The organism is Massilia sp. DD77, assembly GCF_036961685.1.
In the GTDB taxonomy this organism is placed as follows: domain Bacteria; phylum Pseudomonadota; class Gammaproteobacteria; order Burkholderiales; family Burkholderiaceae_D; genus Telluria.
This window is the reverse complement of sequence record NZ_JBAMDH010000004.1, coordinates 147,911-168,574: the sequence shown is the minus strand read 5'-3', so window position 1 is coordinate 168,574 and position 20,664 is coordinate 147,911. Positions and strand designations below refer to the sequence as shown.

23 protein-coding genes and 1 pseudogene are annotated in these 20,664 nt (G+C 65.8%); 7 read left to right on the top strand and 17 right to left on the bottom strand.

Going from position 1 to position 20,664, the window contains the following annotated elements; all coding sequences use genetic code 11:
* Positions 1 to 98: 98 nt before the first annotated feature.
* Both V7778_RS03490 and V7778_RS03485 read left to right on the top strand, forming a co-directional pair.
* Positions 99 to 494, top strand: a complete 396-nt coding sequence (locus V7778_RS03490; RefSeq protein WP_335551952.1) for a RidA family protein — start codon at positions 99 to 101, stop codon at positions 492 to 494.
* A 1-nt stretch (position 495) separates the two neighbouring features.
* On the top strand, positions 496 to 1,638 hold the full coding sequence (locus tag V7778_RS03485; RefSeq protein WP_335551951.1) for an NADH:flavin oxidoreductase: 1,143 nt from the start codon (positions 496 to 498) through the stop codon (positions 1,636 to 1,638).
* A 3-nt stretch (positions 1,639 to 1,641) separates the two neighbouring features.
* Here the strand turns inward: V7778_RS03485 and V7778_RS03480 are convergent, their stop codons facing one another.
* The 9 genes and pseudogenes from V7778_RS03480 to V7778_RS03445 form a co-directional block, all read right to left on the bottom strand.
* Entirely contained in the window at positions 1,642 to 2,463 is an 822-nt protein-coding gene (locus tag V7778_RS03480; protein WP_335551950.1) for an arylamine N-acetyltransferase family protein, read from the bottom strand.
* Positions 2,464 to 2,510: 47 nt separating this feature from the next.
* Positions 2,511 to 2,819: a hypothetical protein gene (locus V7778_RS03475; RefSeq protein ID WP_335551949.1), complete on the bottom strand. Its 309-nt coding sequence runs from the start codon at positions 2,817 to 2,819 to the stop codon at positions 2,511 to 2,513.
* Complete coding sequence (locus V7778_RS25125) at positions 2,819 to 2,923, bottom strand: peptidase dimerization domain-containing protein (protein WP_442920690.1); 105 nt, start codon at positions 2,921 to 2,923, stop codon at positions 2,819 to 2,821. Before V7778_RS25125 ends, V7778_RS03475 begins: the two co-directional genes overlap by 1 nt.
* Before the next feature lie 9 nt (positions 2,924 to 2,932).
* Positions 2,933 to 3,466: a M20/M25/M40 family metallo-hydrolase gene (locus tag V7778_RS03470; protein WP_335551948.1), complete on the bottom strand. Its 534-nt coding sequence runs from the start codon at positions 3,464 to 3,466 to the stop codon at positions 2,933 to 2,935.
* Positions 3,467 to 3,528: 62 nt separating this feature from the next.
* Positions 3,529 to 3,939 (bottom strand): VOC family protein, encoded by a 411-nt coding sequence (locus V7778_RS03465; protein WP_335551947.1) that lies wholly within the window; start codon positions 3,937 to 3,939, stop codon positions 3,529 to 3,531.
* Between the two features lie 36 nt (positions 3,940 to 3,975).
* Positions 3,976 to 4,419 (bottom strand): helix-turn-helix transcriptional regulator, encoded by a 444-nt coding sequence (locus V7778_RS03460; RefSeq protein ID WP_335551946.1) that lies wholly within the window; start codon positions 4,417 to 4,419, stop codon positions 3,976 to 3,978.
* Between the two features lie 9 nt (positions 4,420 to 4,428).
* Positions 4,429 to 5,925 carry an amidase gene (locus tag V7778_RS03455; RefSeq protein WP_335551945.1) on the bottom strand — a complete coding sequence of 499 codons (1,497 nt, stop codon included), beginning with the start codon at positions 5,923 to 5,925 and terminating at the stop codon, positions 4,429 to 4,431.
* A gap of 99 nt (positions 5,926 to 6,024) precedes the next feature.
* Positions 6,025 to 6,228 (bottom strand): annotated as a pseudogene (locus tag V7778_RS03450) (DUF6691 family protein); the annotation flags it as partial.
* Between the two features lies 1 nt (position 6,229).
* On the bottom strand, positions 6,230 to 6,523 hold the full coding sequence (locus V7778_RS03445; RefSeq protein WP_335551944.1) for an HNH endonuclease signature motif containing protein: 294 nt from the start codon (positions 6,521 to 6,523) through the stop codon (positions 6,230 to 6,232).
* Positions 6,524 to 6,721: 198 nt separating this feature from the next.
* Here V7778_RS03445 and V7778_RS03440 point away from each other — a divergent pair, with 198 nt between their 5' ends.
* Positions 6,722 to 8,401 carry a response regulator gene (locus tag V7778_RS03440; RefSeq protein ID WP_335551943.1) on the top strand — a complete coding sequence of 560 codons (1,680 nt, stop codon included), beginning with the start codon at positions 6,722 to 6,724 and terminating at the stop codon, positions 8,399 to 8,401.
* Here the strand turns inward: V7778_RS03440 and V7778_RS03435 are convergent.
* Both V7778_RS03435 and V7778_RS03430 read right to left on the bottom strand, forming a co-directional pair.
* On the bottom strand, positions 8,383 to 8,838 hold the full coding sequence (locus V7778_RS03435; RefSeq protein WP_335551942.1) for a response regulator: 456 nt from the start codon (positions 8,836 to 8,838) through the stop codon (positions 8,383 to 8,385). The two genes, V7778_RS03440 and V7778_RS03435, sit on opposite strands and share 19 nt — an antisense overlap.
* Before the next feature lie 9 nt (positions 8,839 to 8,847).
* Positions 8,848 to 11,097 carry an ATP-binding protein gene (locus V7778_RS03430; RefSeq protein ID WP_335551941.1) on the bottom strand — a complete coding sequence of 750 codons (2,250 nt, stop codon included), beginning with the start codon at positions 11,095 to 11,097 and terminating at the stop codon, positions 8,848 to 8,850.
* 193 nt (positions 11,098 to 11,290) lie between these two features.
* Between V7778_RS03430 and V7778_RS03425 the strand changes: the two genes are divergently transcribed.
* Positions 11,291 to 13,192 (top strand): hybrid sensor histidine kinase/response regulator, encoded by a 1,902-nt coding sequence (locus V7778_RS03425; RefSeq protein WP_335551940.1) that lies wholly within the window; start codon positions 11,291 to 11,293, stop codon positions 13,190 to 13,192.
* A 95-nt stretch (positions 13,193 to 13,287) separates the two neighbouring features.
* On the opposite strand, the gene V7778_RS03420 is transcribed toward V7778_RS03425, so the two are convergent.
* Positions 13,288 to 14,478: an esterase/lipase family protein gene (locus tag V7778_RS03420; RefSeq protein ID WP_335551939.1), complete on the bottom strand. Its 1,191-nt coding sequence runs from the start codon at positions 14,476 to 14,478 to the stop codon at positions 13,288 to 13,290.
* Positions 14,479 to 14,621: 143 nt separating this feature from the next.
* Complete coding sequence (locus V7778_RS03415) at positions 14,622 to 15,827, bottom strand: dienelactone hydrolase family protein (protein ID WP_335551938.1); 1,206 nt, start codon at positions 15,825 to 15,827, stop codon at positions 14,622 to 14,624.
* 267 nt (positions 15,828 to 16,094) lie between these two features.
* On the opposite strand from V7778_RS03415, the gene V7778_RS03410 reads away from it, so the two are divergent.
* A complete protein-coding gene (locus V7778_RS03410) occupies positions 16,095 to 16,712 on the top strand; it encodes a tRNA-uridine aminocarboxypropyltransferase (protein ID WP_335551937.1) in 618 nt (205 codons plus the stop codon).
* A gap of 94 nt (positions 16,713 to 16,806) precedes the next feature.
* Positions 16,807 to 17,928 carry a PA0069 family radical SAM protein gene (locus V7778_RS03405; protein ID WP_335551936.1) on the top strand — a complete coding sequence of 374 codons (1,122 nt, stop codon included), beginning with the start codon at positions 16,807 to 16,809 and terminating at the stop codon, positions 17,926 to 17,928.
* Positions 17,929 to 18,014: 86 nt separating this feature from the next.
* Here V7778_RS03405 and V7778_RS03400 read toward each other — a convergent pair whose 3' ends face one another.
* From V7778_RS03400 to V7778_RS03385, 4 genes are all read right to left on the bottom strand, one after another.
* A complete protein-coding gene (locus V7778_RS03400; RefSeq protein WP_335551935.1) occupies positions 18,015 to 18,425 on the bottom strand; it encodes a DUF4279 domain-containing protein in 411 nt (136 codons plus the stop codon).
* A 137-nt stretch (positions 18,426 to 18,562) separates the two neighbouring features.
* The gene (locus V7778_RS03395; protein WP_335551934.1) at positions 18,563 to 18,784 is read right to left on the bottom strand and encodes a hypothetical protein; all 222 of its coding nucleotides are present in this window, start codon (positions 18,782 to 18,784) and stop codon (positions 18,563 to 18,565) included.
* A 79-nt stretch (positions 18,785 to 18,863) separates the two neighbouring features.
* Positions 18,864 to 19,298 carry a tetratricopeptide repeat protein gene (locus V7778_RS03390; RefSeq protein ID WP_335551933.1) on the bottom strand — a complete coding sequence of 145 codons (435 nt, stop codon included), beginning with the start codon at positions 19,296 to 19,298 and terminating at the stop codon, positions 18,864 to 18,866.
* A 459-nt stretch (positions 19,299 to 19,757) separates the two neighbouring features.
* Positions 19,758 to 20,219, bottom strand: a complete 462-nt coding sequence (locus V7778_RS03385; protein WP_335551932.1) for a YciI family protein — start codon at positions 20,217 to 20,219, stop codon at positions 19,758 to 19,760.
* A gap of 184 nt (positions 20,220 to 20,403) precedes the next feature.
* Here V7778_RS03385 and V7778_RS03380 point away from each other — a divergent pair, with 184 nt between their 5' ends.
* Positions 20,404 to 20,655 carry a hypothetical protein gene (locus V7778_RS03380; protein WP_335551931.1) on the top strand — a complete coding sequence of 84 codons (252 nt, stop codon included), beginning with the start codon at positions 20,404 to 20,406 and terminating at the stop codon, positions 20,653 to 20,655.
* The last annotated feature ends 9 nt before the right edge of the window (positions 20,656 to 20,664 follow it).

The window sequence follows — 20,664 nt, the reverse complement described above, 5'->3', positions numbered from 1 at the left end:
CCTGACAACTTCGAGTTTGTCAACGCGGGGGCGGGCGCCTATCGTACCGCTACCGCCTCGCGGGACAGGTCCCGCGGCATTCTTCCAAGGAGTCCACCATGTTTGAGCGCGTCATCACCCAGCCCGACAACTACGAACCCTTCCTGCTTTCGCAAGGCATCAAGTTCGGCGACTTGCTGTTCATCTCCGGCCAGGCCGGCGCGGGCGACGACGGCAAGATCGTCGAAGGCGGTTTCCGCGCCCAGGGCGAGCAGGCGTTCGCCAACCTGGCCCGCGCGCTCGAAGCCGGCGGATCGAGCCTGAAGGACGTCGTCAAGGTCACGATTTTTGTGACCGACATGGGCAATTTCAAGGAGGTCGTGGAACTGCGCCGCCGCTTCTTTTCCGCGCCCTACCCGGCCGACACCATCGCCGAGATCAAGGCCTTGTACGACCCGAAAGCCATGATCGAAATCGAGGCCATCGCCGCCGCCGGCGCGGGCGGGGAGCGCTGAGATGGGCGCCAGCGAGCTGCGCGGCTGCGCGCCCCACCAGCAACTGTTCGACCCCTTCAGCATGGGCCGCCTGGCGCTGCAAAACCGCCTCGCGGTGGCGCCGATGACCCGCGTCAGCGCCACCACCTACGGCTGCGCGACGGCCGACATGCAGGCCTATTACAAGGCCTTCGCGGAAGGCGGCTTCGGCCTGGTGATCACCGAAGGGATCTATACCGACAAGGCCTATTCGCAGGGCTATTTGTACCAGCCCGGCCTGTCCGACGGCGTGCAGCGCGATGCCTGGGCGCCGCTGGTACACGCCGTGCACGCGGGCGGGGCGCTCATCGTCGCGCAACTGATGCATGCGGGCGCGCTGTCGCAGGGGAACCCCTACCGCAGCGAGACGCGCGGCCCCTCCGTCGTGCGCCCGAAAGGACAGCAGATGCATTTCTACCGCGGCAACGGCCCCTACCGCCTGCCGCAGGCCATGACCGAGGAGGACATCCTGGATGCGATTCGCGGCTTCGCCGATGCGGCGGCGCGGGCGCGCGAAGCCGGTTTCGACGGCGTCGAGATCCACGGCGCCAACGGCTACCTGCTCGACCAGTTCCTGAGCGAAGGGAGCAACCTGCGCGAAGACCGCTACGGCGGCGACCTCGAACGCCGCCTGCACCTGGTGTGCGAAGTCGCGGGCGCGGTGCGCAACGCGGTGGGCGACGATTTCACGGTGGGCGTGCGCATCTCGCAGGCCAAGGTCAATGATTTCGAGCACCGCTGGCGCGGCGGCGAAGCCGATGCGGCGGCCATCTTCGGCACGCTCGGCAGGCTGCCGGTCGACTACCTGCACACCACCGAGTTCGAAGCCTGGAAGAGCGCCTTCGGCAGCGGCCCGAGCCTGGCCGCGCTGGCGAAACGGCATGCCGGGCTGCCCGTGATCGCCAACGGTTCGCTGCACGATGCGGGGCGCGCGGCCGCCTTGCTCGACGGCGGCGAGGCCGACCTGGTGTCGCTGGGCCGCGGCGCGCTGACGCATGCCGACTGGCCGCGCCGCCTGCGCGCGGGCGAGCCGACCGGGGAATTCGACCCCGCCATCTTGTCGCCTATCGCCGACCTGGCCAACGCGGCCTGCCGGCGGGCCGCGCGGGGCCCGCGTCCCGGCTGATGTTCAGCTAGCCGCGCGGGCCTTGTCGACAATGCCGCCGAGGCGCGCGCGCAGGCCGGGAAGACCCGCGGTGGCGATGCCGAATTCCGTCTCCAGCAGCCCGACGATCTCGTCCACGCTCCCGAGCTGGCGGGTGCTGGGCGCCCCATCCAGGCCGTAGAAGCTGTAGCGGGTGTTGTTGATGACATGCCGCCCGCTCACCGTGGTGCGCACGGCCACCAGGTCGCGCGTGAAATGCGAGGCCGGATTGGTCGAGACGTACCAGTTGCTCATCTCGAAGTCCGGCTGGTAGGCGGGCGCCATCTCGAAGATGTAGAGCGGCTCCCAGTCGCCCGTGAGCCGGGCTTCCAGGCGGTAGCCGGCCGGGTCGTCCATCACGCGGTAGGCGCCATGCGGCGTGGACTGCGCGAGCCCGGACGCCAGGCGCAGCGGCGCGGTGAGCGTGGCGCGGCCGAATCCCGTGTCCGCGATCCAGGTTTCGCCTTCGGCCTCGACCAGCACCAGCATGTGGGTGCGCGGCGTGATCACCCCTTGCGGCACGTTCAGGCGCACGCGGGCTACCAGCGGCCGGGTCGTGAAGCCCAGGCTGGCGAGGGCATGCCCGAACATCAGGTTGTGCTCGTAGCAGTAGCCGCCGCGCCCCTGCGTGAACTTGTCCAGCAGCGCAGGGATGTCCAGCCTGACCGGCACGCCGGTGAGCGGGTTCAGGTTCTCGAAGGGCAGCGTGTGGGTATGGCGCAGCTGCAGCGTCTTCAGGGCTGCGATGCTGGGCTTGCCCTCGTGGCGGTAGCCGATGAGGTCGAAATAGCGGGACAGGTCGGTCATTGCGCGAACTCCTTCAGGAGAGTGGACATGGCAGGCAGTGTAAAACCTCAAGTTAAGTCGAGGTCAAGCCCCATGTCCGCCATCGGTTCAGGGTTTGCCCGCCAGGCGGCGCAGCATGAACACCCAGTGGTCCACGTCGTCGTCCCGCGCCTTGACCGGCAGCCGCTCGTCGCGCCCGTGGGCGCGCATGTCACGCAGCGGGTGCGGGTCAGGCCGGTCTCGCCTTCGTCGGCCTCGATCAGGTCGGCGGCGCGGCCGTTCCTGGGGTTCTTGAGCCAGGCGCGCATGGCATTGCCGAGGGCGCCGCGCTCGGTCTTTTCGCGGCCGGCGAAGTAGGCGCGGGTGGTCTCGTTCATCACCGGCGTGAAGCGGTATTTTCCAGGCGCGCGAGGGCGTTCGCCAGGGCATAGATGGCGTTGTCGGCGCGCGGCTTGGACGAGTGCCCGCCGCGGTTGCGCACGGTGAACGTCTAGGTGGCGTAGGTCTTCTCGGCCGACTGCAGCGAGAAGCCGAGCGGACGGCCGTCGGAAGCGAAGGCGCCGCCGCCCTCGGCCTTGAGCTTCATCAGCGCCGCCAAGGTGGCGGCGATGCCCTGCTTGATGTCGCTGGTGCCGCGGCCATAGTAGTAGCCGTCCTTCTCGGTGAAGACGAACGGGTCCGTGTCGCCCCAGTCCTCGCGGCGGGCCTCGACCACGTCCATGTGGGCCATCAGCATGATCGGGCGTGCGCTCGGATTCGGCGCGCGCCAGCGCACGATCAGGGCCGCGACCTTCTCGTAGGGCATGACCTTGATGTCCGCCTCCGGGAATCCCGCCCTGCAGTATTCGCCCGCCAGGTAGTTCGCCATCTCCAGCAGCTTGGGGCTGCCGGGCGTGGTCGGGATATTCACCGTGCGCTCCAGCAGCTCGCGCGCCTTGGCGTGCGCCGGGTCATTGGCAGGAGTCGCGGAAACGGCGCCGGCCAGGAAGAGAGCGGCGATCGGAAGCAGTTTGCGCAGGGACATCTGGGGCACTCCGGAAGAATGGTCGTGCCTCAGTGCAACTGTTCATTTTAGCAACAACAAGCTCAGCGCAGTTGCTGGATTCGGAGCATGTTCCCGGCCGGATCGCGCACCGCGCAGTCGCGCACGCCATAGGGCTGCTCGGTCGGCTCCTGCACGATGTCGGCATCAAGGGCCTGCAGGCGATCGAACACGGCGTCCAGGTCGCGGGTGGAGAACAGCAGCATCGCATAAGTCCCCTTGGCCATCATTTCGGCGATGGTGCGGCGCTCCTCGTCGGTCACGCCCGGCGCCACGCCGGCCGGCGACAGCACGATCGAGGTGCCGGGCTGGTTGACGGGGCCGACCGTGATCCAGCGCATGGCGCCGTAGGCGACGTCCTTGCGCACCTCGAAGCCGAGGACGTCGCGGTAGAAGGCGAGCGAGGTTTCCGCGTCCTGGTGCGGGAGGAAGGTCGAGTGGATGGCGATGTCCATGGTGTGGGCCTCTTTCAGGTGGATGGAGACGCCAGCTTAGCCGGGGTCGTCGGCCCGCGCTTCTTGATTCCTGATCGGTCGCGTGACTTGCCTGGCGACGCAGGGCGGGATGCCCTCGAGGCCCTGGTTTGACTGGCTGCGGTAGACGCTGGGCGGCACGCCGGCCAGCTCGGTGAAACGGGTGCTGAAGGTGCCGAGCGAGGAGCAGCCGACCTCGAAGCAGACCTCGGTGACGCTCATGCCGCCGCGCCGCAGCAGGGCCATGGCGCGCTCGATACGCCGCGTCATCAGGTAGGAATAGGGCGACTCGCCGTAGGCGAGCTTGAACTGGCGGCTCAGGTGCCCGGCCGACATGTGGACGCCGCGCGCCAGTTCCTCCACGTTCAGCGGCTGCATGTAGTCGCGGTCGATGCGGTCGCGCACCCGGCGCAGCCGCGCCAGGTCGCGCAGGCGCAGCGCAAAGGCGGGATCATGCGCCATGGGGATGCCTCATGCGCGGGTCATGGCCGGCAGCCGGTCGAACCAGGGCTGGGCATGTTCCAGCTGGGCGGCCAGCTGCAGCAGGCTGTCCTCGCGTCCGGAAGGCGCGACGAACTGCACGCCCAGCGGCAGGCCGTCGGCCGTCCAGTGCAGGGGTACCGACATCGAGGGCGTGCCGGTGAGGTTGGAGAGCTGGGTGAAGGGCACGTAGCGCAGGTTGTCGCGCGCAATCTGGGCCACCGTGGCATCCAGCAGGCCGAGCCGCGCCAGCAGTCCCAGCACGCCGCTGCGCTGCAGGAAGCCCAGCATCGCCTGCTGCGAGGCGGGCAGGTCGCCCGCGCCATGCTTGACGGGCGGATGGGCCAGGGTGGGAGTGAGCAGCATGTCGTAGCGCTGGTGGAAACGCCCCAGCGCCCGCGCATAGGTATTCCACTGCGCCAGCTGCTCCGTCAGCGAGGGCGCGCTCGTCGCCCTGCCGAGCGTCAGCAGCAGGCGGGTCATCGGCTCGACCTCGCCGCCCTCGATGCCCAGGGCCTTGTTGCGCGCCACGATGGCCGGCACCTGGCCGAAGTAGATGTGCAGGTAGCTCTTGGCCAGGGCCGCGCCGTCGATGTCGGGCGCCGCTTCCTCCACCTCGTGACCCAGGCTGGCCAGCAGCTTGGCCGCGTGGCGCACCGCGGCCACCGCTTCCGGATGCACCTCGGCCCCGATCGGCGAGGCGGCGCTGAAGCCGATGCGCAGGCGGCCGGGCGCGCGCCGCATCAATTCCTCGTAGGGCGCGGCGGGCGGCGCGATCACGAAAGGGTCGCCCGGCTCGGCGCCCTGCAGGATGTCGAGGGCGCGCGCGCTGTCGCGCACGCTGCGCGAGAGCACGCCTTCGCTCGATGCGCCGAACCAGATCTCGCCCGCATGCGGCCCGGCCGACACCCGTCCGCGCGAGGGCCGCAGCCCGAACAGGCCGCAGCAGGCCGCGGGGATGCGGATCGAGCCGCCGCCGTCGTTCCCGGCCGCCATCGGCACGATGCCCGCCGCCACCGCCGCCGCCGCGCCGCCGCTCGAGCCGCCCGGCGTGTGCTCCAGGTTCCAGGGATTGCTGGTGCGGCCGGACAGCAGCGGATCGGTGACGCCTTTCAAGGCGAACTCGGGCAGGTTGGTCTTGCCGAACACGACCAGGCCAGCATCCAGGTAGCGCCGCACCACGGCCGCATGCTCGCGTGGGACGTAGCCGCGCATCGAGCGGCTGCCGTTGGTGGTGGGCAGGCCGGCGTAATCCTGCAGGCAGTCCTTGAGCAAGAAGGGTACGCCGGCGAAACGGCCGGCCAGCGGGCGCTCGAGCCGGGCCCGGGCTTCGTCCTCCATCAGGCGGCAGACGGCGTTGACCTGGCCGTGGACGGCGGCCTGGCGCGCGAGCGCCGTGTCCAGCAGCGCCTGCGGCGTGACGGCGCCCTCGGCAACGAGGGCGGCAAGGGAGGTGGCGTCGTGGCGCAGGTAGTCGGCGAAATGCATGGGCGGATCGCGAGCCGGGGGGCTGGCCCGAAGTTGAACTTGCCCAAGATGAAATATTCTGCCGCCGTCCTTGTCAAGGGAAAACTGCGGGCGAGGGGATCAATGCCGCCGGCGATCGGCCGGCTCGTAGAGCGCCATGCCCGCCGCCACCATGGCCGCGACGAAGAGCAGGGACTTCCAGCCGCCGGTAGCGAGCGAGGCGAGGGCGGGACCCGGGCAATAGCCGGCGATGCCCCAGCCGATGCCCCAGCCGATGCCGAACACCAGGCTGCCCAGCACCAGGCGGCGGCTGATGGCGGTCGCGTCAGCGGCGCTGCTTCTTGTCCTTGGCCGTATAGGTACGCGTGTAGAAGCCCGGCGGCTTCTTCGCCACCCAGGCGATGAAGGTCTGGATATCCTCGTGCGCGCGCAAGGCTTCCCAGGTATGGTATGTGTTGAATAATTCCCGTTCGGTGAATGCCGAGTGGATCTTGCGGTGGCAAATTTTGTGGATCGGAAATTGCTCCTTGCCCTTGTAGGTTTTCGGGACCAGGTGGTGGCGGTCGATGTTCTCCGTTCCCAGCGGCCTTCCGCACAAGGGGCACAGCTTGTCGCTCATGCGTGCTCCGGCTCGTTGGCTCTTCCTCTAGATGGAGGCGCGGGCAATCCTTGCAAGGTATCGCCCGTCAATACCGCGCACGCTAGGAGCGAGCCCGGCGCTTGTGACAAGTTAATGATGTAGAATTAACGCTTACCATTTTGCAATAGATTTGGTAAGACCTTGCGTATCCCGTGCTCTGAAAGCGATGCCGTTGCAATGATCGAAGACGATTCCTCTGCCTGCTCCGTGCTGCTGATCGACGATGAGCCGTTTGCGCAGGACATCATCGCCCACAACCTCCAAGGCTGCCTTCAGCATACGCTGTGCTACGAATCGAGTGCGGCGCGCGCCGTCGAGGTGGCGCGCGAGGTGAAGGCGACCGTGGTGCTGGTCGACCTGCGCATGCCTGGTGTGGGCGGCTTCGAGGTCACCGCCAAGCTGCGCGCCCACCCCGAGACCGAAGACATCCCCGTCATCCTGCTCTCGTCCGAGGACGATCCCGACATCAAGGCCAAGGCCTTCGCCGTGGGCGCCAACGACTACCTGGTCAAGTGGCCCGACCCGCGCGAGCTGGTGGCGCGCGTGCGCTACCACAGCGGCGCCTGCATCGCGCGGCGCCAGCGCGACCAGGCCTTCGCCTCGCTTCGCCTGAGCCAGGAACAGCTGGCGGCCAGCCAGTCGGCCCTGCACCAGGCCCAGAAGATGGAAGCGATCGGCCAGCTGACCGGCGGCGTGGCCCACGACTTCAACAACGTCCTGCAGATCATCGGCGGCAACCTGCAGCTGCTCAAGCTGATCGGCGGCATGAGCGACGCCGGGCGCACCCGCGTCGAGATGGCCCTCAACGGCGTGGAACGCGGCGCCAAGCTGGCGTCGCACCTGCTCGCCTTCGCGCGGCGCCAGCCGCTGCAGTCGGTGGTGATCGATCCCGGCAGCCTGCTGCGCGAGATGGACGACATGATGCGCCGCGTGCTCGGTCCTGGCGCGCGCGTCGTCACCGAGATCGCCCCGGACCTGGGCAGCACCATGGTCGACCCCAACCAGCTCGGCAACGTGCTGCTGAACCTGGCGATCAATGCGCGCGACGCCATGTCCGACAGCGTCGCCGGCAGCGGCACGCTGACCATCACGGCGCGCAATGCCTATGGCGCCGACGGCCGCAGCGCGCTGCCGCCCGAGGTGCAGCGCGGCGACTACGTGGTGCTGGAGGTGAGCGATACCGGCAAGGGCATGCCGCCCGAAGTGATGCAGCGCGCCTTCGAGCCCTTCTTCACCACCAAGCCGACCGGGCAGGGCACCGGCCTGGGCCTCGCGATGGCCTACGGCTTCGTCAAGCAGTCCGGCGGCGAGATCGTCCTGCGCAGCGAGCCGGGACGCGGCACCACGGTATCGATCTACTTGCCGCGCAGCGATGCCGCGCCGGCGGCGAGCGAGCCGGAACATGCGCCCTGCCTGGCCGGGGGACTCGAAACCATCCTGGTGGTGGAAGACGAGGATGACGTGCGTTCCGCCACCTGCGGCATCCTGTCCGCGCTCGGCTACCAGGTGCTCGAAGCCGGCGACGCCGCCAGCGCGGTGGGCATCATCGACAGCGGCCGCCATATCGACCTGGTATTCACCGATGTGATCATGCCGGGACCGGTGAGCAGCCTGCAATTGGGAGAAGTCGTGCGCGAGCGCCTGCCGGGCGCCCAGATCCTGTACACCTCGGGCTATGCCGAAGGCGTGCTGGCGCACGAGGGCAAGCTGGACGCCTCGGTGCACCTGCTGCAGAAACCCTACCACCCGGATGCACTCAGCGCGCGCATCCGCCACCTGCTGCGCCGGCGTGCGCGCAGCGTGGCCGGCCATGCGTCAACCAGATCGGCGGGCGAGGCTCACTTCGGCTTGACGTAGCGGCGCGAGCCCGGCGGCGGTTCGTTCAGCACGGCCCAGAAGATGCCGAGATCGGCGATCGCGCGCACGAACTCATTGAAGTCCACCGGCTTGACCACATAGGCGTTCACGCCCAGCGCATAGCTGCGGATCACGTCCTGCTCTTCCTTGGACGAGGTCAGCATCACCACCGGGACCGGCTTGAGGAGTTCGGTCTCGCGGATCGCCTTCAGCACTTCCAGTCCATCCACTTTCGGCAGCTTGAGGTCGAGCAGGATCACGGCCGGATTGCCGACCGGGCGCGCCGCGAACTCGCCGCGCCGGTTCAGGTAGTCGAGCGCCTCGGCGCCGTCGCGCACGACCACGACTTCGTTCGCGAGCTGGCTTTTCGACAGCGCGATGAGCGTGAGCTCGAGGTCGTGGGGATTGTCTTCCACCAGCAGGATGGGCTTGAGCATGATGCGGCCTTACGGGGTTGGGGGTTGTTGCGGGATGCTGAACGAGAAGGTGGCGCCTTCGCCCTGCACGGATTCTGCCCACACGCGGCCGTTATGGCGCTCGACGATGCGGCGCACGTTGGCCAGGCCGATGCCGGTGCCCTGGAAGTCTTCCATGCGGTGCAGGCGCTGGAACACGCCGAACAGCTTGTGCACGTAGTCCATGTTGAAGCCGGCGCCGTTGTCGGCGACGTGGAACACGGTCTCGTGCTCGCCCTCGTCGGCCCAGATCCGGATCACGGCCGGGTCGCGCCCGCCGGTGAACTTGACCGCGTTGGCCAGCAGGTTGTAGACCGCCAGGTGCAGGAAGCTGGGGTCGGCGTAGACCTCGGGCAGGTGCTCGAGGTGCCAGTCGACGTTGCGGCTGCCGATGTCGAGGCCCAGCTTGTCGATGCAGGCCGAGACCAGGTCGTTCATGTCGACCGTGGTCGGGCGCAAGGCCGCGCGGCCCATCTGCGAGAACGACAGCAGGTCGTCGACCAGCTTGCCGGCCAGGCGCGCCGAATCCTTGATGTTCTTGAGGAAGCGCTGGCGCCGGCTGGGATCCTCGGCGCCGGCGGATTCCAGCAGCAGGTCGGAGAAGCCGACGATGTGGCGCAGGGGCGCGCGCAGGTCGTGCGAGACCGAGTAGGAGAAGGCTTCGAGTTCCTTGTTGGCGCGGCCCAGTTCCTCGGCCAGTTCGGCCATCTGCTCGGCGCGCTCGAGCGCGATGCCCAGCAGGGCGGAGCGGAATTCGACGGTCAGCTCGATCTCGGCCTGGTGCCAGGGTAGGCTGTGGCCGTGGATGGTCTCGCGCCAGGCGGCGAAGCTCTGGCGCGGCGAGAGCTGGGTCGGTGATCCCGGCGGAGCCATCTTCTCGTACGGATTGCCGGCCCATTCGATGACCTGCACCAGCTCGGGGCGGAACCACAGCAGGTAGTGCTTGTGGATGCGCGAGATCGGCAGCGCCAGCAGGCCGCTGGCGTTGCGGATCATGTCCTGGGCCGGCGGGTAGCTCGCCGCCAGGTGGCTGGTGTGGAACACCTCGGTATGTCCCTGCACGGCGAGCCAGGTCGAGAGGGCGCGGATCGCCTCCTCGTCCGGCGTGTCGCCATAGGTCATGACGCGCTCGTCGGCGACGATCGCCACCCCGCCGGCGCGCGCGAAGCGCAGCAGCTCCGGAAAGACCCGGCTCATGTTCTCGAGGAAGTCGCTGCCCTTGGTCAGCTGGCCCATCAGCTCCACCATCACGCGCCGCACGTCGAGGCGGAACTGCAGCTCGGCCGCGTCCTCGCGCGACTCGATGCACAGCGCCAGGATCTGGCCCAGCTGCTCGCAGGCGGTGCGCTGCTCGACCGGCACCGGACAGGGCGTGGCGTTATGGCAGGAGATCAGGCCCCACAGCTGGCCCTTGACGATCAGCGACACCGACATCGAGGCCAGGGTCCCCATGTTGCGCATGTACTGCAGATGGATCGGCGAGACGCTGCGCAGGGCCGCGAAGGACAGGTCGTTGGCCGCGCCGGTGACCGGATTGCGCGCCGGGACCAGCGGGGCCGGCTGGTAGTTGGCGTCCTGGATCAGGCGGATCGGCGACAGCGTGTACAGTTCGCGCGCCTGGGCCGGGATGTCGCTCGCGGGGAAGGACTGGCCGAGATAGGAATCGTAGTCGTCGGCCTTGGCTTCGGCCACGACGCGGCCGTGACCGTCCGGGTCGAACTGGTACACCATCACGCGGCCGAAACCGGTGACCGAGCGCACATGGCGCGCGGCCAGCTCGGTCATGGCCGGGATCGAGGCATGCTGGCTGACCTTCGCGAGGAAATCGCTGATCAGGGGGTAGAGGTGGCGGAAGTCCGCGGGCCGCGGACGGTCGACCCCCTCGAATTCGGCGATGACCAGGCCGTCCCACAGGTGGGCCAGCACGTCGAAGTGGGCGCCGTTCTCCAGGCTGACCGTGCCCAGGTAGAGCGGGCGGGCGCCCAGGGCGCCGCGCGACAGCTCAGGCGCCAGGCGCGCCTGCGCGGCCTCGCCGACGACGCGCGCCAGCGGCTGGCCGGCGGCCTGTTCGGCGCTCACGCCGGTCCATTGCGCCAGGTTGGCGCTGGCCTGCAGCACCTCGAACGCGGGGGCGGGCGACAGGGTCAGCATGAAGCCATGCGGCTGGATGCTGCCGGGTGTGCGGATCGGCTCCTGATCGCAGGCGCTCAGGTCGAGTTGTTCGGGGGCTGGCGGGATCATTGTGCCTTGAAGAAACGAGCTTGGAGAAACAGGACAGTATTGTAACGTGAAACCGACGGACGCTTTACAAGTGCGGCGGCACCGTATCGACGCATGGCGGCCGGCCGGGCGCGTGGGCGGTTATGGATGAGCGGTAGTATGATAGGATCATTTTAGGTCCATCTTTTCAGGAAGCATTCTCCATATGGACAGTATGTCGTCCCCCGTCCAGAAAACGATCACCGACGAGCAGCGTCTCCAGTACCTGGTTGCCGGCATCAGCGACTACGCGATCTACATGCTCGATCCGCAGGGCTACGTCACCAGCTGGAACGCGGGCGCGCAGCGCTTCAAGGGCTATGCCGAGCAGGAAATCCTGGGCGAGCATTTTTCGCGCTTCTACACGCCCGAGGACCGCGCCACCGGCCTGCCTGCGCGCGCGCTCAAGCACGCGCTGGAAGACGGCAAGTTCGAAGCGGAGGGCTGGCGCGTGCGCAAGGACGGCACCCGCTTCTGGGCCCACGTGGTGATCGACCCGATCTACGACGAGCACGGCACGCTGCTCGGCTACGCAAAGATTACCCGTGACGTCACCGAACGCAAGCACACCGAGGATGCCCTGCGCGAAAGCGAGCAGCGCTTCCGCATCCTGGTGCAGGGCGTGACCGACTACGCGATCTACATGCTCTCGCCCGAGGGCGTGGTCACGAACTGGAACGTGGGGGCCGAGCGTATCAAGGGCTATTCCTATGACGAGATCGTGGGCAGCCATTTCTCGCGTTTCTATACCGACCAGGACCGCCTGTCCGGGGTGCCGGCGCGCGCGCTGGGCACGGCGGGCCAGGTCGGCCGCTACGAGGCCGAAGGCTGGCGCGTGCGCAAGGACGGCACCCGCTTCTGGGCGCACGTGGTGATCGACGCCATCCGCGGTGAGACCGGCGAGCTGATCGGCTTTGCCAAGATCACGCGCGACCTGACCGAAAAGAAGCAGGCGGCCGAAGCGCTGGAGAAGACCCAGGCGGCGCTGTTCCAGTCGCAGAAGATGGAATCGATCGGCCAGCTCACCGGCGGCATCGCGCACGACTTCAACAACCTGCTGTCGGTACTGGCCAGCGGCCTGGAAGTACTGACCATGCAGCGCCAGCACGGCAGCGACCTCAAGACCCTGGACAGCATGCGGCGCGCGATCGACCGCGGCGCCACGCTCACCCAGCAGCTGCTGGCCTTCGCGCGCCAGCAGCCGCTGCAGCCCGAGACGCGCAACGTCAACCGCCTGATCACCGGCTTCGAATCGGTGCTGCGGCGTGCCGGCAACACGTCGATCGCCTTCGAGGTCAAGCTCGACCCGCAGGTGCGTAACACCGTGGTCGACGCGGCGCGCTTCGAGTCCGCGCTGCTCAACCTGGTGGTCAATGCGCGCGACGCCATGCCCGAGGGCGGCCGGATCGAGATCGCCACCGCCAACGCCAGCCTGGCCGACGGCGAGGTCGACAGCCTTCCTGCCGGCGACTACGTGCGCCTGACCGTGACCGACACCGGCACCGGCATGGACCCCGACACCGTGAGCCGCGCCTTCGAGCCCTTCTACACCACCAAGGAAGTGGGTAAGGGCACCGGGCTGGGCCTGTCGCAGGTGTACGGCTTCATCAAGCAGTCGGGCGGCGAGATCGCGATCCGCAGCAAGCTGGGCGAGGGCACGACGATCGCCATCTACCTGCCTGCCGCCTCGTCGCAGGACCATGAGTACCGCAAGGCCGACACCGAGACGGTGCTGATCGTCGAGGACGAGCCGGACCTGCTCGACGTGGCGTCCTCGCTGTTCATGAGCATGGGCTACGACGTGATGACCGCCGCCAGCGGCCAGGAAGCGATGAACGTGCTGGCCAGCCGCGACGTCGACATCCTGTTCACCGACGTCGTCATGCCCGACGGGATCAACGGCATCGACCTGGCGGCCTTCACCCGCGAGAACTACCCGCACATCAAGGTGATGCTGGCCTCGGGGTATCCGCAGCCGGCGCTCAAGCTGGACCGCGCGAAGCTGGGGGAGTTTGCGTTTGTGAGCAAGCCGTACAGGTTGTCGGATCTGGCGCGCAGCTTGCGCAGCGTGCATTGACAACCGGCGGCTGTTGAAGGCGTCGGCGTAGGTAATTCAGGCCACTGGCCTGATTTCCCGCCGACGCGGTGATCACTATCCGACGGTCCGCCGCGCTACAACCCAAAAATAATATCGCTGATCTTCTCGTACAGCGCATCCGCCGATGGCCCCTTGTTCGGCCAGTTCACAATATCGAAGTGGTCATACCCGCGCCATGTCCCCAGGTAATTCCAGCTTCCCTTGACCGAGGTCCCGTCGAAGTCCCGCACCGGATGCCCGTTCGGCGCGCGCATGCTCACCGTGTTGACCACGCCGTCGTTGGCGAACCAGTCGCTGTCGATGCGCTGCCGTCCCGGCGCATCCTGGGTATAGCCGCCGATCCCGCGCTGCAGCGGCGAGGGCGCGATCCATTCGCCCGCGAACAGCTTGAAGTAGGGGATCATGTCGGCGCGCGGGTACTGAAAGGCCGTGGTCTGGATGGGCGCGATCACGCGGTCGGTGTCGTTGCAGCACCAGCTGCCGGCCTCGGTGGCGAGGGTGCCCACCGAGTAGTAATAGACCAGGGGCGAGGTGCGCGCCCAGCGGTTGAAGTCACGTGCGCCGTCCGGCGCCAGTTCCCATTGCGCGGCGCGGTGGCTGAGCAGCTCGCGCAGCGGCGTGCGCAGGCTGGGGGCGATGTCGAACACGGCGTCGCTGAGCGTGGTGCCGTTGTGCGGGGACGAGATGGTGGTCACGCTGCGGATCCACCCCAGCTTGCCGCCCCGGTACAGCTCGCCGTCGCCTTCATCCTCGGGCGAGCCGTGCTCGAGCAGTTCGACCAGGGCACGGATCGTGGTGCCGCCCTGGCTGTGGCCGATCATGTGGATCGGGTGCGCGGCGTCCCATGCCGGATAGAACGCCAGCGGATAAGCCTGCGGATTGTCGGCGGGGTCGGCGGCCCAGCATTTACCTGGGGGCTTCTGCGCCTGGCCCGGCGTCCCGTACTTGCGCACGTGGGCCGCGCCGTAGTCGACGCAGCCGCCCTTGATCTGGGCATACAGCTCGGCCGCCCGGTCCCAGTTGGAGCTGATCGGCCCCACCGCCGCCGCGAACACATTGCGCGGGCCGTGGTAGACCTGCATGTGGCGCGCGATGTCGCCGTAGCCGCCCCAGTAGTTGAAGCCGCTGTGCTGGAATTCGTCCGGGCCGAAGCCGAGCACGCCGTGCACCAGGATGACGGGATAGTTATTGGCGGCGCAGGCCGGCGCACAGCAGGCGCTCGCCGCCAGCAAGGCGGCCGCGCAGGCTTGAAAAAGGCGCAACATGGGATTCTCCAGTCGATGAGGCGTCAGCCACATTGTCGGAGGAGGCGGGAAGGGGCGGTTTGCGCTGCGTCGGGTGGCAGCGCATCAAGCCGCTTTAGCGCACGGAAACAGTGCGCGGCAGGCTTGACAGCCTGCCGGCCTGATCAGCGCGTGGTGCTGCCCACCGAAGTGGTCGGCGCCGATGTCGCAGCAGGAGCGGGCGCCGGGGACAGCGAGGCGGTCGCGGCGGCCTTCTCGGCGGCGTCGATGCGCTCGCCGGTCCAGACCACGTAGTCGTCGACCGAGTACAGGCGGCAAGGCTCGGTGCTCTTGGCGCTGCAGGTGGCCAGTGCACGGCCGTCCGGGTCTTCGCCTTCCTCGGCCCAGGTCCAGGCGCCGCTCGGCGACACCGCGAAGGCGCGCGGCGTCATCTTGGTCAGGTACTCCTGGTAGGCGCGCTTGCCGTGCTCGGACAGGAAGGGCACGGCCCCGATGTCGTCGACGCGCGCGTAATCGGTCTTGGCCGGGCTGGGCGGCGGCGGCACCTCGTGCAGCACCTCGGTCGGCATGCCGACCTGCTTCAGGAACTTCTCGGTGTCTTCCAGCCACACCTTCTCGCCGTCGCGGCTGGCCAGCATGCCGTGGGCGTCGCGCTTGAAGGGCTCGAACTCGACCAGGCGGCCACGTCCACCCGCGCCTTCGAAGGCGGCGTGCATGCGCTTGGCCAGTTCCGGACCGAACAGCGAATCGTTCTTGCCGTACATCCAGAGCGTCGGCACGGTGTTCTTGGCGCCGTATTCGGCGAAGGCCGACACCAGTTGCGAGCGCCAGGCGCAGCGGTCGCTGTCGTCGCGCAGGCCGCCGGCGAAGTTGATCAGGCCGCGCACACCCGGCAGCGGCTGGGCGCCGAGGGCGATCGTGGCCAGGCCGCCATACGACTGGCCGGCGACCACGATGTGCTCCTTGTCGATCCAGGGCTGCTGGCGCGCATAGTCGAGGGTGTCGCGGATGTCCTCGGCCTGGCTATAGCCGTTGGCGGTCATGTCGCAGCCGTGGTCGGCGTAGCGGCCGGTGGAGTTGGCGAAGCCCTGGCGCATCGGCACCATCACGGCATAGCCGCGCTTCACGAAGGCGCTGGCCATGTGATAGAAGCGGTCGCGCGGCTGCAGGCTGGGGCGGCCCGGGTCCTTGCCGTGGTTGATGATGATGAGCGGGAAGGGGCCGGGACCATTCGGCTGGAACACGGTAGTCTCGAGCATCGCCCGGTCTTGCGGACCCGCAGGCACCTGAACGATGTGTTCGTTCATCCGGTAGTCGAGCTGCAACTCCTGGTTGATCGCGTAGCCCGGCGCCATGGCCAGGGCCGCCACGAAGAGCGTAGAGAGGGTAGGGACAGATGGACGTGCTCTTAACATATCTACTCTGGACAGCTGCCGATGCGGAACAATTTCCTCATGGAATAAATTGATTCTAGGCAGGCTGAATAGGCAGAGCAATATCCGTTTCGGCAACTCGGGCGTTAAATTTTTGCGTGTGGCAAAAAGAGCTATTCCTTTGGTTATCGGATGGGCGTCTGGCGTGCTTTTTCCTGCTTGGGCGACTGCGCTACAATCGCCAACCGTCTGTTCAATCGCCGCATGAGCCAATCCATTTCCAAACGTCCGACCTGCGCCAGCTGCCTGCGCGCCGCGTCCGCCTGCATCTGCCGCTGGATCGCACAGGTGGAGACCCAGGCCGCGCTTCTCGTGCTGCAGCATCCGCTGGAGGTGCACAACGCGAAGAACAGCGCGCGCCTGCTGCACCTGAGCGTGGCCGGCAGCGAACTGGTGGTGGGGGAGACCTTCGACGCGGCGCAGCTGGAGGCATTGCTGCATGCGGATGGGCGCGAGCCGGTGTTGCTCTACCCCGACACCGCAGGCGACCCGCTGCTGCCGGCGCCGCCCGCGCCAATCGCGCCACCGGCCGGACAGGTGCGGCTGGTAGTGCTGGACGCCACCTGGCGCAAAAGCCGCAAGATGCTCTATCTGAACCCGGCGCTGCAGCGCCTGCCGCGCCTGGCGCTGATGAACGTGGCGCCCTCGAACTACCGCATCCGCAAGGCGCACGCGCCGCACCAGCTGTCGAGCCTGGAGGCGGCGGCGCTGGCGCTGGGGCAGCTGGAGGGCGATCCGGAGGCGTGCCGGCCGCTGCTGGATGCTTTCGGCGGCTTTGTGCAGCAGCAAGCCGCCTACGACCCGCACTTGAATCGATCCTGATGTCGGCGTACCATACTGTATAAACGTACAGTATGGAGCAGCCGTGTCAGACCCCAGACCCCCAATTCGCCGCGAGCCCGTGGAAGAGCAGCCGATGCTCGGCCCGCTGCCTGCCGCAGCACGCAAAGGGCGGGGCGCGGTGTCGAATTTGCAAGGCCGCTACGAGGTCAACGGCCGCGAACGTTTCGACGACGGCTGGGGGGAGGACGAAGGCGGTGCGCCGGCACTCAAGACGGTGGTTACCGACGAAGTCGCCAAGAGCATCCTCACACGCAACGCTTCTCCCGACATTCCCTTCAATGTCTCGCTGAATCCCTACCGCGGCTGCGAGCACGGCTGCATCTACTGCTTTGCCCGGCCCACGCATGCCTATCTCGGGCTGTCGCCGGGGCTGGATTTCGAAAGCCGTTTGTTCGCCAAGGTCAATGCGCCCGAGTTGCTGCGGCGCGAGCTGGCCAAGCCGGGCTATGTGCCCGAGAACATCGCCCTCGGCGTCAACACCGACGCCTACCAGCCCTGCGAGCGCGAGCTGAAGATCACGCGCCGGGTGCTGGAGGTGCTTCACGAATGCAGGCATCCGGTGGGGCTGATCAGCAAGTCTTCGCTGATGGAGCGCGACATCGACATCCTCGCGCCCATGGCCGAGCAACGCCTGGCTTGCGCGGCCGTGACGCTGACGACGCTCGACCCGCGCATCTCGCGCACCCTGGAACCGCGCGCGGCGGCGCCGGAACGGCGTCTGCGCACTATCCGTACGCTGAGCGAGGCGGGCATTCCGGTGAGCGTGAGCGTGGCGCCCATCATTCCTTTTGTCACCGAGCCGGAGATCGAGCGCATCCTCGAAGCGGCCTTCGATGCCGGCGCGAGCGGGGCGCACTATGTGGTGCTGCGTTTGCCGCACGAGGTCAATCCGCTGTTCCAGGAATGGTTGCAGGCCCATTTCCCCGACCGCGCGCAGCGGGTGATGAATCGCATTCGCGACATGCGGGGCGGGAAGGATTACGACAGTGACTTTTCCACGCGCATGGCGGGGGAGGGCGTGTGGGCGGATCTGATACGCCAGCGTTTTTACAAGACTGTCGAGAGGCTGGGCATGACCGAATTGCGTGGACGGTTCGGAAGGCTTGATACCTCGCAGTTCAGGAGGCCGCTGATGGTGCCGGCGGCGACGAGCAAACAAGGCAGGAAGGCGGCGGGACAGTTGGATCTGTTTTGATCTGATTCTGTGGTGCTGCAGGAGCCGCGCCACAGTATTACTCAAGGTTACGTCCGCTTTCGACCCAAAGCGGACATCGCCCTCAGCTAGTTTCGATACGTGTCAATGTCAATTTTTGCGCCAACCGTGTGTATGAACTGGATCACCGCCGGGTCGAATCCAATGGCAGGCATCGAAGCATCTTCATTTTGGTCAATCCAAAGTACAACTTGAAACACACACCTTAGATTGAAAACCGTCTTTGCCTCGGCCAGTTTGTGCACAAAAGGAACGAGTCGTTCGACAAGCTGTTCAGACATCTCATAAACGTCAATGACGTCAGCTTCGACTCTGCCTGCTGAAACCGCCCAGGACGAGTACCGAGGAAGGGGAACATCAGGCCTGCGCTGTCCTTTGCGGCGCACGTCAGTCGCAGCGCAGCCAACGTAGATGCTTACGTCGGCAGGGTCAAAGTCATCGCCATACATAGCGAAATACACTTCACCGATACTTGCCATGCTTCTCCTAGTTCAGTCGCTGTCCGCTTTTGGCCGAATTCGGCCGTTGAGCTTAGCATATCAGATTGCCATGACCGAAAATCGCAGACTGTCACGAAGAGCCGACCCGCCTTGAAACGGACATGAGCAGCCAAATATCATTCGGCTTCAACTTTCAATTCAAAGATCAGAACCTGTAGGTCGCGAACCAAGACGCGTATCGGGCGCCAGAATGCGTCGACAATCGTTAAAGAATCATCTTCGTCTTCACTGTCGAAATATTCAAGGTTGGTTCCGATTTGACCAACGTCGTCCAAGATCCAAACGTCGCCATCATCAAATGTAATAGTGACGGGGAAGCGCGGTGAGTCTTTCATCATTACAGGATAACATCTGGTTAGAATGGAAAAATCGAAGTCTGTCACTAAGGGCAGGTACCGACCCAAAGCAGACATAGCCTTACAGGGTTGCTCTTGTCTTCAAGAATGCTAAATACTTAGGATCGTCTCTTTCAAAAATCTCGGCCCCGGCCCCCATGTAAGCTCGCATAAGCTCATCTGCAGCGCGGTCACGCTCCCCTAAGTCCAGCAATATTTGCCCGAAACGTAAATGCATGAAAGGGTTCCCAATTGAACCCGGACAGGTCATCGCGTACTCAATTGCTTCCCTGGCACTTTTCAAGAAGCCGCCCAAAAATGCTGCGTCTGCAATCGCTGCCAGTACCCAAGTTGCAGCTTCCCAGTGGTTTTTAGGTTCTGGGATCAGCTTCCAAGCACCGTTGTAAGCTCCGATCGCCTCCTTGAACTGGCGAGCTTCCGCTAAGACATCGCCGCGTGAACAATATTCTTTAATCTCTTCGTGCAAATTTTCACTAAGCTCAAGTTTATTATTCATCGGTCATCTGGGTCGACGTGCGAATTGTGTAGGTCCGCTTCTGGCCGAAACCGGACATTCGATAAGGCTTAGTTATCTACTCTAACGTCGTCGTCATTGGGTTTAATTAGGCACGTTGACGATACACTTACCGTGAAAGATTGCGCGCAGAGGCAATAGTGACTCTACCCCAAGCGACCCCATGGGGACCGGTGCGTACAGTTAAGCATCAGCGGCACGCAATTCGCTGTTGAGCGACCAAAATGCCTATGGTCCCGAACGGGACCTGGCCAATTTACCGTGCGTGCTCTAAGGCGACAATTCGGGGTGCGGAGTTGGTCGCTGGTGTCACATTAGCGTGTGGAGTCTGAGCTACCAAAGTTTTGTCTCGACATCGAACAGGTGCGTGCCGCAGTAGGATTATCTTTAATTTTCGTGGGTGGGGTACCAACCACATGACCATTAGCGTGCATCAACGGCCTACTTCTTCCGGATCTTGTTATGCACATCATTCACCATCATCAGCGCCGCCGAGCCATACAGCTTGTGATACTCCGCCACCATCTCGCCGTTGACGATTACCGGATCGGTGGCCACCATCTTCTTCGCCTCATCGATATCCGGCGTAGCAAAGATGAAGATGCCGCGGCGCCCGTCGACACCGTCGAGCGGCCCGGCCATCACCAGTTTTTTCTCGGCCGCTAGTCGCGCCATGTTGGAGAAGTGTCCCTGGAACATTTTGGTCCGCTCCGCCCCTTCCGGCATCTTGCTGGGACCCGTCTTGAGGATCACGAACACGTAAGGCCGCATGCCGCGCTCGTCGGCGCCGAGCGAGCTGGCCAGCACGCTGTCGTATTGGGGCGGTGGGGCGGCGGCTTGCTGCGCAGCGGCCTGGCCCAGCGCGCACAGCATGAGCGCGCCAAGCAGTGTCTGTTTCCACATAGGGAATCTCCTCGGATATCGTATCGGCCGTTCTGTAGCGGCATGAGAAGGCAGCCTAGCACGTTAATAGTTGAGCAACAACTGTTCCCCGCCCCGAATTTGACCCGGTCTCATGTCACTTTCTACACAAATGTGACGATCCGAGGATTTTCGCCAAAGAATACCTGTCAGAATACGCCCCTTCTTGGAACTGGCGAATAAGCAAAATAACATCGTCCAGACGTGGCGATTCGTAGCAGGGGAACACATGCGGTGGATTCAAAGGATAGGGCTGTCGGCGGGCGTCGCGGCGGCAGCCGTCTGGTTTTTGGTGCTCAACGGCATTTTTGCCGATGAAGACGCGCTACTGGTATTCGGCATCATCGGCGGCCTGATGGTGCTGCTGCGCCCGGACCGGATCTTCCATCACAAGCCGCGGCCCGAAGCCGGCAGCTGAAGCGCGTTC